Here is a 12,483-nt window from a genome sequence, read left to right on the forward strand (position 1 = left end):
AAAAAAGGAGGGAGCCCTAGCGATGAGTGAAACAGCACCATATATAATCGGCAGACCGGTCGTGACGATTTTTCATAATACGACGAATCTATTTTCCATCGTTAAGCTAAAAGTCACTTCCACCAATACCGATTACCGCGACAGTGAAATAGTGATTAAAGGGTCATTCCCTCCTTTAGTTGCGGAAGAAGATTACAAATTTACGGGTCGACTAGTCAACCATCCGGTACATGGACAACAGTTCGATGTGCAGACGTTCTCGAAAGAGTTACCTGCGACAGAAGCGGGTCTGATTCATTACTTATCCGGTGATTTGTTTCCTGGAATAGGGAAGAAAACAGCGACTGACATTGTCAAGACACTCGGCAATAACGTCATCCAGAAAGTTCTCGAAGACCGCAGCGTACTGGACCAAATCCCGCGTTTGAGTGACGAACGAAAAGATACGCTTGTTTCGGTCTTGCAGGAGAATCTAGGTCTTGAGCGTACAATGGTGCAACTGAATGAATGGGGCTTTGGTCCGCAAGTGGCTATGCGAATATATCAAGCCTATCAAGATGACGCCATCACGATTCTGACGGAAAATCCATACCGTTTAATCAAGGAAATCGAAGGAATCGGCTTTCAACGTGCAGATGATCTGGCAAAGCAACTCGGGATCGTAGGAGATCATCCCGCGCGTATAAAGGCAGCTGTTTATTACAGCGTACATAATGAAGTACAGTCAGCAGGGCATGTCTACGTGGAGTCAGAGGTGATCTTGCCGCAAGCAAAACAGTTACTTGAATCAAGTCAGGCACATATCATCTCGTACGAATCGATCACACAAGCAGTGATTGAACTCGTCGAAGAAGGCACACTGTCTGCCGAAATGCAGCGTCTCTACTTGCCCTCTCTCTATTTCTCGGAAATTGGTATTGCAGCTAAAGTGAATAAAATTCTCGAAAATGAAGTCGCTGAACAATTTCCTGCTTCTGAAATTAGAAAAGCTATCGGTGAAATTGAGGAACGTTTAGAAGTGCAATATGCTGAAACGCAAGTAGAGGCCATCGAACGTGCTCTTCATTCTTCATTGCTTGTGCTAACAGGTGGACCAGGAACAGGGAAAACAACCGTGATTAGAGGCTTAGTTGAGGCGTATGCAGAACTGCATGGCATTTCACTAGACCTTGAAGAATATGCACGCAAAAAAGAACCATTCCCGATTATTTTGGCAGCACCTACCGGGCGCGCAGCGAAGCGGATGTCCGAATCGACTGGATTACCCGCCATGACGATTCATCGTCTACTCGGATTTACAGGTCAGGAAACCGAAGAAGAGACGGAACGCGAAGTGGATGGCAATCTCATTATCATTGATGAAACATCCATGGTAGATACTTGGCTCATGCATCAGCTGTTAAAAGCTGTCCGCAACGACGCACAGTTATTATTCGTTGGAGACCAAGATCAACTACCTTCCGTTGGACCCGGACAAGTGTTGCATGACTTCATGCAGTCAGGAAAAATCCCAGTTGTTGAACTGACCGATATTTTCCGACAAAGTGAAGGCTCCACAATCATTGAAATGGCACATATGATCAAGCACAAAGAATGGACGATGGATGTCACGAAGAAGACGTCTGATCGCTCATTTATTAAAGCATCGAGTGATCAAATTTTGCCTGTGGTTAAACAAATTGTTCAAAATGCAACATCAAAAGGACATTCCATTAAAGACATCCAAGTGCTGGCACCGATGTATAAAGGTCCAGCAGGCATAGATGGCTTGAATAAAATGATTCAAGAAGTGACGAATCCACCTGCAGAAGGAAGAAAAGAAATGGTATTCGGTGAAACGATATATCGCATTGGAGATAAAGTGCTACAACTCGTCAATCAACCGGAGAGCAATGTCTTTAACGGGGATATGGGAGAAGTCGTTGCGATCATGTTAGCGAAAGAAACTACTGACAAAAAAGCAATTATGGTGGTTTCATACGACGGCAATGAAGTACAGTATGAACGAAGCGATTTGAATCAGTTGACACTGGCGTATTGTTGTTCTATTCACAAATCTCAAGGTAGTGAATTTCCGATTGTCGTCATGCCGATCGTCAGAAGTCAGCGGAAAATGTTACGTCGTAATCTACTGTATACAGGGATTACGCGGGCGAAGAACTTCTTAATACTGTGCGGTGAAGCGGAAGAATTTAAAGCGGGGATTGCACGCACTGATGAAACAGAGCGACAGACAACGCTACAAGAACGCATTACAGGAGAAACACAAGAAGTTCAGACAACACAACTTGAGGAAACGATTACGCGCAATACAGCACCTGCAAAAGTGACGGTTGAACCACGAGAGTCGTCTCCGGCAAAGTTAACGATGGACAATTTTACTGGAATTGATCCGCTCGTTGGCATGAACAACGTGTCACCATTTGACTTTCTTGAAGTGACTGATTGACAAAGCGAAAGAACTTTCCTATAATTCGTTTAGAAATATTGAAAAACGTTGAAGGAACAAGTACCTGTTTATTCTGTGTCATAGAAAAGAGCTTCTTGGCTGAAAAAGCTCTCTCAGATCTACAGCGAACGCTATTCCGAAGTTGCAGGCTAATCCCTGCCGTCTTGCCGCGTTAAGGCAACTCGAGATACCGCGTCATGCGGTAATTAGGGTGGTACCGCGATCAATAAAACCTTCGCCCCTTTATACAAGGGGTGGAGTTTTTTTAATTTTAGGAGGAGCAAAACGATGAGAAAACTTACGGCATCTGAAATTCGCCAAATGTTTTTAGACTATTTTAAAGAGTACGGGCATACTGTAGAACCATCAGCTGCATTAGTGCCAGTTGATGACGCATCACTACTATGGATCAACAGTGGAGTCGCTACATTGAAGAAATATTTTGATGGACGAGTGATTCCTGAAAACCCGCGGATTGCGAATGCACAAAAATCGATCCGCACAAACGATATTGAAAATGTCGGCTATACAGCACGTCACCATACGTTCTTTGAAATGCTCGGCAACTTTTCTATTGGTGATTATTTCAAAGAAGAAGCCATTATTCGTGCGTGGGATTTCCTGACAAATGAACAATGGATTGGTTTTGATCCAGAACGCTTGTCCATTACGATCCATCCGGAAGATGAAGAGGCGTACGCAATCTGGAAAGATCAGATCGGTATTCCGGAAGAGCGTATCATTCGTCTTGAAGGAAACTTCTGGGATATCGGCGAAGGTCCAAGTGGTCCGAACTCCGAAATCTTCTACGATCGTGGACCAACTTACGGTGACGATTTCTCAGATCCTGAATTATATCCAGGTGGAGAAAACGAACGCTATTTGGAAATTTGGAACTTAGTATTCTCTGAGTTCAATCATAATCCTGATCACACGTACACACCGCTACCGAAGAAAAACATTGATACAGGAATGGGTCTTGAGCGCATGGCATCCGTTATCCAGGATGTGCCTACGAATTTCGATACAGACTTGTTCTTACCGATCATTGAAGCAGTTGAAAATGTGTCAGGCAGAAAATACGGTGAAACTACGCAAGCAGACACGGCGTTTAAAGTAATTTCGGATCACATCCGCACGGTAGCATTCGCTATTGGAGACGGAGCACTACCTTCCAATGAAGGCCGGGGCTATGTTCTGCGCCGTCTATTAAGAAGAGCAGTTCGTTTCGCGAAGCAATTAGGCATTGATAAGCCGTTTATGTACATGCTGGTGCCAATTGTTGGAGATATCATGAAAGACTTCTACCCTGAAGTTCACGACAAACAGGCATTCATTATGAAAGTTGTGAAAAACGAGGAAGATCGTTTCCACGAAACATTGCATGACGGTATGGCGATTCTAACGACAATCATTGAAAAGGCAAAAGCTTCAGACTTACCAATCGTTTCAGGCAGTGACGCGTTCAAGCTCTATGATACATACGGCTTCCCGTTTGAACTGACAGAGGAATTTGCTCTTGAAGAAAACGTGGCAGTCGATCGTATCGGGTTTGACGAAGAAATGGCTGCGCAACGAAACCGTGCACGTGCTGCGCGTGCCACATCCGACTCCATGCATGTGCAATCGGGTGTTCTTGGTGAAATTCATGAAGCAAGTGAATTCATTGGGTATGGTCAACTAGAAACAACTGCAATCGTCAATGTCCTTGTTCAAGACGGTGAACGTATCGCGCATGCATCTGAAGGAGAAACGGTACAACTTATGTTGGATCAGACTCCGTTCTATGCAGAAAGTGGCGGTCAAGTAGCGGATAAAGGAACGATCTCCAATGAATCGTTCACAGCGGAAGTTCGCGACGTCAAAAAAGCGCCTAATGGACAGAACTTGCATACGGTCTTCATCAGTTCAGGTGAATTGAATGAAGGCGTATCAGTTAACGTAAAAGTGGACGAGTTCTCACGCAATTTGACAGTTAAAAATCACACAGCTACACACTTGTTGCACCGCGCGTTAAAAGATGTTCTTGGTGAACATGTCAATCAAGCAGGTTCATATGTTGGACCGGATCGTCTTCGCTTTGACTTCTCCCATTTTGGACAAGTCACAAAAGAAGAACTCGAGCGTATCGAATTCCAGGTCAATGAACAAGTTTGGGCAGGTACTCCTGTCAATACGATCATTTCACCCATTGCAGAAGCAAAAGAAATGGGTGCGATGGCATTGTTCGGTGAAAAATACGGTGATATCGTTCGCGTGGTCAAAGTCGGTGACTACTCTGTTGAGCTTTGTGGAGGTTGTCACGTACGCAACACGTCTGACATCAACGTATTCAAAATCGTTTCAGAAGGCGGCATTGGAGCGGGTACCCGACGTATTGAGGCCTTCACGGGTGGACAAGCATTCCGTTCATTTAAAGAAGATCAAGCGATCATCGATGAAATAGCAGCAACTGCAAAAGCGACTCCGAAAACAGTCGTGACGAAAGTCGAATCGATTCTCGCTGACTTTAAAGAACTTCAACGCGAAAATGAATCACTGCAAGCGAAGATGGGCAACAGCCAATTGGCAAGTGTCATGGAAACGGCTCAGCAGATCGAAGACGTGACAGTCATTTCTGCAACTGTAGAAGTGAAAGACAATAACGGTTTACGTCAATTGATTGATGAAATGAAACAAAAAACTTCCAAAGGCGTCATTGTACTTGGTACAGTAACGGATGGGAAAGTAATGCTGGCGGCTGGTGTTACCGATGACTTAAAAGGTGGCAACTACCACGCAGGTAAAATCGTCAACCATGTTGCGTCACTTTGTGGCGGAAAAGGCGGTGGACGCCCTGACATGGCGATGGCAGGAGCGAAAGATGCGTCAAAACTTGATGATGCGCTTCAATCCGTGTATGATTATGTAAAATCTGTTTAACCATTATGTAGAGCGATGAATCATAAAATATAGATACATGTAACTAGTTAGTTTTCATTTGGATGCCTAAAGTATATGCCCAGATGTAAGAGTCAGACTAGAAGCGAATATGAACGGCGGTTGATCCACCAATCTATGTACTATGTATATCATGACGGTAGATCGTTATAGACATAAATGGAAATCGGAAAGCGGGGTGTCGAGTATGAATTCGTCCGATGAAACGATGAAGTTTAACTTTCCTGAAGAGTCAATGGAGGAAGAAGTCAAAACAGTCATGCTCCACGTTTACAAATCATTAGAAGAAAAAGGTTACAATCCAATTAACCAGATGGTCGGCTATTTATTATCTGGAGATCCAGCCTACATTCCACGACACGAAGACGCACGCAGTCTGATCCGGAAATTGGAGCGAGACGAAATTCTAGAAGAATTAGTTAAGTTCTATATCCGAGAAAACAGAGGGAAGACAGAATGAGAATTATGGGATTGGATGTTGGCACGAAAACCGTAGGCATCGCGATCAGCGATAGTCTCGGTTGGACAGCCCAAGGAATCGAAACGATCAAAATTGATGAAGCGGTAGGTTCTTTCGGGATGAAACGAGTCAAACAGCTGACAGAAGAATACGAAGTGACGGAGTTTGTCGTCGGGTACCCTAAGAATATGAATAATACGATTGGTCCCCGTGGAGAAGCTTCCGAACAGTACGCAGAGAAATTACGCGAAAAGTTCGGTTTACCTGTCGTATTATGGGATGAGCGATTAACTACTATGGCTGCTGAACGCGTTTTGATAGAAGCGGATGTCAGCCGTAAAAAACGTAAATCGGTCATAGATAAAATGGCAGCTGTCATGATTTTACAAGGCTATTTGGATTCACAAAAAAACTAGAGGTGATTAAACAATGGAACACGGACAAGAAACAATGACAATCGTAGATGAGAACGGCGAAGAGCACGTATGTGAGGTAATTTTAACTTTTGATTCAAAAGAATATGAAAGATCATATGTACTTTACCATATTTTAGATGGCGAAGAGAGAGACGATGACGAGGAAGTTGAAATCCATGCATCTGCATTCATTCCGACTGAAGAAGGACAAGATGGCGGATCACTTCTTGAAATCGAATCTGATGAAGAATGGGATATGATCGAAGAAGTATTGAACACATTCCTTGAAGAAGAAGAGTAAGCGATAATATCATGTGACGGGCGGAATGGTGCTGACCGTTCCGTCTTTTTTAATGGAGTTATCTATAGCGGAAGAAGAGGTGAGGCTTGTGGGAAAAGAGCCCCAGAGAAAAAAAGATGTCATGTTTGAACGTATGTTAGAACAGAAGGAAGAAGTGAGAACCGTTAGAAAAATAGTGTTTTGGATTGTGGCGGTCGTGTTGGTTGTAGGGATAGTAGGAGGTTTTTCGGTCTATACATACATAAAAAGTGCGTTAGAGCCTGTTGATCCGGACTCGGAAAAAATTATAGAAGTAGAAATTCCGATCGGTTCAGGTTTGGATATGATTTCGGAAAAACTGCAAGAGTCGGGTATTATCAAAAATGCGCGGATTTTCAAATACTATGCAAAAGTAAACAATGAAGCAGATTTTCAGGCTGGAACGTATGGATTAACGCAGTCTATGACACCAGATGAATTGATTAAGAGCCTGAAAACAGGTGTAGTCTATCGCACACCGGCATTTACACTTACGATTCCGGAAGGGTTAACGATAGATCAGATTGCAGAAAGAACAAGTGAAAAGACGACGATTACGAAAGAACAGTTTATGGAATACGTGACGAATGAACAAGTCATTCAAGAATATATAGCCAAGTACCCAGAAGTCATAACAAAAGAAATTCTTAATGAGAATATACGTTATGCACTAGAAGGTTATTTATTCCCTGCTACTTACCCATTCTTTGAAGAAAAGCCTACAGTTAAAGAAGTGGTCGATACGATGGTGGATGCCACTGTGCAAAACGTCATACCGTATAAAGCGTATTGGGCAGAGAAAGACAAAAATCGTTCAGTTCATAAAATGCTGACATTTGCTTCCTTGTTAGAAAAAGAAGCAACTGGCCAATCGGATCGCGAAACGATTGCGAGCGTCTTCAATAACCGTATTGAACAAGATATGCCATTGCAGACAGATCCAACCGTTTTATATGCACTAGGGGAACATAAAGCCCGCGTCATGAATGAGGATTTGAAAGTGGAAAATGTCTATAATACGTATAAGAATAAAGGATTACCGCCAGGTCCCATTGCGAATGCTGGAACTGCTTCTCTCCAGGCAACAGTAGAACCATCCAATACTGGATACTTGTTCTTCCTGGCAGATAAAGATGGCGTTAATCACTTTGCTAAAACATATGAAGAACATTTAAAAAACAAAGCAAAGTATATCGACAGCCAACATAAATAATACGTCGTAAAGGGGAAGTAAATATGACGGACTACAATACGTACATTAGCCGCTTTGTAGAAGAAAAAGATCCGCTCATCGTGGAGATGGAGCACTACGCTGCAGAGCATCGTGTGCCCATCATGGACGATACAGGCTTGTATACGTTGATCGGGCTGCTGCAAATTCAGCAGCCGAAACGTATTCTTGAAATAGGAAGCGCAATTGGCTATTCAGCTATTCGATTAGCGAAAGCTTTTCCTGAAGCCGTCATTTATACAGTCGAGCGTGACGCAGAACGGTATGAGAAAGCAGTTGAATATATTGAGCGCAGTGGACTACAAGAGCGTATTAGTATCATTCATGATGACGCACTCGAGTTAGACGAAACCAAGTTACCACAAGAACCATTTGATACACTGTTCATCGATGCAGCCAAAGGGCAATATCGAAAGTTTTTCGACAAATATAGCCCACTTGTCGGTTCTTCAGGTGTAATCTATTGTGATAATATGTTTATGCATGGTATGGTGCTGTTGGAAGATGCAGACATACCAAAACGCAACCGGACAATGATCCGAAACTTGCAACAATTCACGAGCTGGGCGATGCAGAATGATCACTATGAAACGTCCCTTGTACCAATAGGTGACGGCATTTTAATAGCTGTGAAAAAGTACTAAACAGTAGGCTACAAAGGGGAATCGCTGTGAAGAAAAAACCTGTCGTAATAGGTATTACCGGTGGTTCAGGCTCCGGTAAGACAAGTGTCACAAAAAAGATACACGAGGTATTCCAAGGTCATTCGGTCGTAGTCATTGAACAAGACGATTACTATAAAGACCAATCACATTTAGTGTTTGAAGAAAGATTAAAAACGAATTATGATCATCCATTAGCATTCGATACCGACCTACTGATTCAACATATCCGGCAGCTGATCAACAGACAGTCAATCGAAAAGCCAACATACGATTACACATTGCATACACGTTCAGCTGAAAAAGTAACTGTAGATTCACAAGATGTCATCATTCTTGAAGGAATTCTCGTGTTGGAAGATGAACGATTGCGAGATCTTATGGATATCAAGCTGTTTGTTGATACGGATTCTGATATTCGTATTATTCGTCGAATTTTACGAGATATCCATGATCGTGGACGCACAGTAGATTCTGTTGTCGAGCAATACGTAACGGTTGTGCGCCTGATGCATAACCAATTTATTGAACCGACAAAAAAGTATGCTGATATAATCATTCCGGAAGGCGGCGAGAATGCGGTCGCCATCGATTTGATGGTCACGAAGATAAAAACAATTCTTGCTTCTGTCGACGAAGTATAATATGATGATGACATAATTTTAAATTAATTTAGCATTCGCCGGTCTTTCTATAGAAAAACTAGGATGCACGCAAGATAAGCAAGGGCTTTTTTTCGTTCAGATTACAATAATGAACGGAAAAGAGTATAGTCAAAACTAAAATAGTTCTGCTATGTCACATAATTGAAGTTAGTGTGACATAGTATTTTTTATGAACAGACATTTGAGGAGTGTTATTACATGGTTTCAGAAAAGAAATTTCCAATGACGGCTGCAGGTAAAGCGAAGTTAGAAGAAGAGCTAGAGCAATTGAAAACGGTTAAACGTGTAGAAGTAGTAGAACGCATTAAAATCGCACGTAGCTACGGTGACTTATCGGAAAACTCCGAGTACGATTCAGCGAAAGAGGATCAGGCATTTGTTGAAGGAAAGATTTCTTCTATTGAAGGAATGATTCGTAATGCCGTCATTATTACTGAAGATGAATTGAATACGGATGAAGTGCAATTAGGCAAGACAGTTACTTTTAAAGAAATTCCTGATGGTGAAGAAGAGACGTATACGATTGTTGGTTCCGCTGAAGCCAATCCAATGGAAGGTATGATCTCGAACGACTCGCCAATTGCGAAAGCATTAATTGGTCGGAAAAAAGATGATAAAGTAAAGATCCAGACTCCCGGCGGTGAAATGTCAGTAGAAATACTCGAGATAAAGTGACACACGTACCGTCTTCTCACTAGCAGAAGACGGTATTGTCGTTTTTAATTCTTTCCACCGTTGTATACGCATTTCATTTCATAGTAAAGGAGATGTCTGAAATGGCAGATCAAAATCCGAAGTATTCGAGAACGTCTAGAAAAAAAGGCAGTAAAGCGAGCAAAGTGAATAGAGCATTGAATATTTCAATTGGTGTAGTGGTATTTCTCATTGCGGTTGTTGCAATAATCTTTCTCACAGGTGATGACGATAAAAATGAAGTGGCAATTGACAAGCCGGAGCAATCCACGCAGTCCGATGCAGCACCAATTGAACCTATCGTCTTAGACGATGAAGACGAGGCGGACAAGCCTGAAGCTGAAGATGCAGAGTCGGAAGAAATGGATGAACCAGAAGTTCAGGCTCCTGAAGAAAATAACGAAGTGGTAAATGAAGTGGTTGAAGAACCTGAAGCGCCAGTGGTAGAAGCGCCGAAAAAAGAACAACCTAAACAGGACAAGCCGAAGAAAGAAGCTTCACCGGATTCAGGCAAGAAAGTTGTGGTTAATCCTGACTGGAAACCAATTGGAACAAAGCAAACTGGAGAGCACGTTTCGAAATACGATGGTCAGTCCGATGACTGGTATGAGAAAAAGAAAGCTATTTCTTATGCAACCGGCATGTCTGAAGATCAATTGTACTTTGAACGTATTCAAAATGGCGGCAGTCCTCAAAAGTCAGAAGGTATTGTTAGAAGCAAAGACAATTCCAAAAAATTCAAAGTATACCTTGAGTGGGTGGACGGCCAAGGCTGGAAACCTGTGAAAATGGAAGTAATGAAGTAAGTGAATCAACCTACCGATGTGCTGCCTATCGTGCAGTACATTCTAGTTAGTGAAAAAGAGGAGAGGGCATAAATGAAAATAGCAATCGTGGGTGCAATGGAGGAAGAAGTTGAAATATTACGCAGAGAGATTGGAATTGGAAAAATCACAACCATTGGTAACTGTGAGTTTATTGAAGGAAAAGTAGGCAAGCATCAAGTGATCGTGACGAAGAGTGGTATCGGGAAAGTAAATGCTGCCATGGCCACAACGATCCTGTTGCAAAACTACAAACCTGACGTAGTCTTGAATACAGGTTCTGCTGGTGGAACTAATCCTGAGCTCGAGGTTGGAACGATTGTAATATCTGACTATGTCCTGCATCATGATGTCGATGCCACTGCATTCGGCTACGAGCTAGGCCAAGTGCCACAACTTCCTGCAAGCTTTCCTTCAGATTCTGAACTGATCGATTTTGCTAGAGAAGCTGTAATTGAGTTAGATACATATCAACATGCTGTAGGAACTATCGCTTCAGCTGATACGTTCATGGCTGATCCTGAAAAAGTCTTACAAGTTAAAAATCGTTTCCCACGCGTAATCGCTGTAGAAATGGAAGCGGCCGCTGTTGCGCAAGTCTGTTATCAGTTCAATACGCGATGTGTTGTCATCCGTGCGCTATCTGATATTGCTGGGAAAGAATCGACCGTCAGCTTTGAAGAGTTTTTACCTCTGGCTGCCAAACACTCGTCACAGATTGTTTTGCGCGTCATCTCGAAACTTTGATCGTTCTATGATAAAATGTCTAAGTAGACAGACTAGCAGTTCGTTTGGTTGAGAGGAGGGACATTTAATGGAATTCTTAATGGGTGGCGTATTTATCGTCACGGCACTATTGGCAGCAATAATTTTACGCGAGGTTAAAGCTGACTGAGAAAAGAAACAAAGCGTTTCCGATATGCGGGGGCTGTGGCCCTCTGACGCATAATCGGAAACGCTTTTTGCATTATTGATATTCATGCTTGAATGATTGGTACAATTTGACGATCGCTCGTTTCTCGATACGTGAAACATAACTCCTAGAAATATTTAGTTGCTCGGCAATTTCTTTTTGTGTCATTGGCTGGTCATCTAGCAAGCCGTAGCGTCTTTGAATGATTTCTAACTCGCGTGAATCGAGCTTATCCAAATGACGGTAGAGCCGCTCTTTTTGTTCATTTTGTTCTACGGTTGTTTGTGGAGGTATGTCGTTTGTTTGAAGGAGGTCTGCGATTTCCAGGGATTGGCCATCTTTATCCATGCCAATTGGTTCGTAGAGGGACACATCTTTTTGTACTTTTTTCTGTGTTCGTAAATACATAAGAATTTCATTTTCAATACAGCGTGCAGCATACGTCGCTAGCTTGGTTTTACGATCTGGCGTAAAGCTGTTGACGGCTTTCATCAGACCAATCGCCCCTATGGAAATATAATCATCAAGTAGTTCGTGCTTTGGCTGGAACTTCTTGACGATATGGGCGACCAAACGCATATTGTGTTCAATAAGTTCATCACGTGCACTTACATCGCCTTCAGCTAATCGTCTCAGGCACTCTTCTTCTTCTTTCTTAGACAACGGACGAAGGAACGCTTGCCCTCTGATATAACCGATTAGCGCGGGGATCTCTAACCATAATTGCATGACGGCCAGGAAAAACCCGCTCATATGACCACCTCCGATTAGTAGTAGTTTACTCTATGCAAAATACAGATGGTCTACCACTGACAAGAAAAGCGTTAAAATCAGACATAGTTGTGCGTGCATGTCACACAACTATGTTATAATCAGACAAGAATTTGTTGTAGGGCGGAGAGGATAATGTG

At 42.6% G+C, this 12,483-nt stretch carries 12 protein-coding genes and 1 other annotated feature; of the genes, 11 read left to right on the forward strand and 1 reads right to left on the reverse strand.

Annotated features, from left to right (window positions below; translation table 11 throughout):
• The first annotated feature begins 22 nt into the window (after positions 1-22).
• The 11 genes from recD2 (at position 23) to mtnN (ending at position 11,406) form a co-directional block, all read left to right on the forward strand.
• Positions 23-2,449: an SF1B family DNA helicase RecD2 gene (gene recD2 / locus CSV74_RS02895; RefSeq protein ID WP_099690500.1), complete on the forward strand. Its 2,427-nt coding sequence runs from the start codon at positions 23-25 to the stop codon at positions 2,447-2,449.
• 39 nt (positions 2,450-2,488) lie between these two features.
• Positions 2,489-2,695, forward strand: a binding site (T-box leader).
• A 42-nt stretch (positions 2,696-2,737) separates the two neighbouring features.
• Positions 2,738-5,371: an alanine--tRNA ligase gene (alaS, locus tag CSV74_RS02900; RefSeq protein ID WP_099690501.1), complete on the forward strand. Its 2,634-nt coding sequence runs from the start codon at positions 2,738-2,740 to the stop codon at positions 5,369-5,371.
• Positions 5,372-5,576: 205 nt separating this feature from the next.
• Positions 5,577-5,849 carry an IreB family regulatory phosphoprotein gene (locus CSV74_RS02905; RefSeq protein ID WP_029054646.1) on the forward strand — a complete coding sequence of 91 codons (273 nt, stop codon included), beginning with the start codon at positions 5,577-5,579 and terminating at the stop codon, positions 5,847-5,849.
• On the forward strand, positions 5,846-6,265 hold the full coding sequence (gene ruvX / locus CSV74_RS02910) for a Holliday junction resolvase RuvX (protein WP_099669103.1): 420 nt from the start codon (positions 5,846-5,848) through the stop codon (positions 6,263-6,265). Before CSV74_RS02905 ends, ruvX begins: the two co-directional genes overlap by 4 nt.
• A gap of 13 nt (positions 6,266-6,278) precedes the next feature.
• Entirely contained in the window at positions 6,279-6,566 is a 288-nt protein-coding gene (locus CSV74_RS02915) for a DUF1292 domain-containing protein (RefSeq protein WP_029054648.1), read from the forward strand.
• Between the two features lie 52 nt (positions 6,567-6,618).
• Entirely contained in the window at positions 6,619-7,797 is a 1,179-nt protein-coding gene (gene mltG / locus CSV74_RS02920; RefSeq protein ID WP_099690571.1) for an endolytic transglycosylase MltG, read from the forward strand.
• A 23-nt stretch (positions 7,798-7,820) separates the two neighbouring features.
• Positions 7,821-8,459, forward strand: a complete 639-nt coding sequence (locus CSV74_RS02925; RefSeq protein WP_099690502.1) for an O-methyltransferase — start codon at positions 7,821-7,823, stop codon at positions 8,457-8,459.
• Positions 8,460-8,485: 26 nt separating this feature from the next.
• Entirely contained in the window at positions 8,486-9,121 is a 636-nt protein-coding gene (udk, locus tag CSV74_RS02930) for a uridine kinase (protein ID WP_099690503.1), read from the forward strand.
• A 219-nt stretch (positions 9,122-9,340) separates the two neighbouring features.
• A complete protein-coding gene (gene greA, locus CSV74_RS02935; protein ID WP_029054652.1) occupies positions 9,341-9,817 on the forward strand; it encodes a transcription elongation factor GreA in 477 nt (158 codons plus the stop codon).
• Between the two features lie 101 nt (positions 9,818-9,918).
• Entirely contained in the window at positions 9,919-10,641 is a 723-nt protein-coding gene (locus tag CSV74_RS02940) for a DUF1510 family protein (RefSeq protein WP_158231735.1), read from the forward strand.
• 72 nt (positions 10,642-10,713) lie between these two features.
• Positions 10,714-11,406 (forward strand): 5'-methylthioadenosine/S-adenosylhomocysteine nucleosidase, encoded by a 693-nt coding sequence (gene mtnN, locus CSV74_RS02945; protein ID WP_099690505.1) that lies wholly within the window; start codon positions 10,714-10,716, stop codon positions 11,404-11,406.
• A 220-nt stretch (positions 11,407-11,626) separates the two neighbouring features.
• Here mtnN and sigK read toward each other — a convergent pair whose 3' ends face one another.
• Positions 11,627-12,325, reverse strand: coding sequence for an RNA polymerase sporulation sigma factor SigK (gene sigK, locus CSV74_RS02950; protein ID WP_029054655.1), 699 nt, complete (start codon positions 12,323-12,325; stop codon positions 11,627-11,629).
• Between the last annotated feature and the right edge of the window lie 158 nt (positions 12,326-12,483).

This window comes from Sporosarcina sp. P19, assembly GCF_002743165.1.
In the GTDB taxonomy this organism is placed as follows: Bacteria; Bacillota; Bacilli; order Bacillales_A; family Planococcaceae; genus Sporosarcina; species Sporosarcina ureae.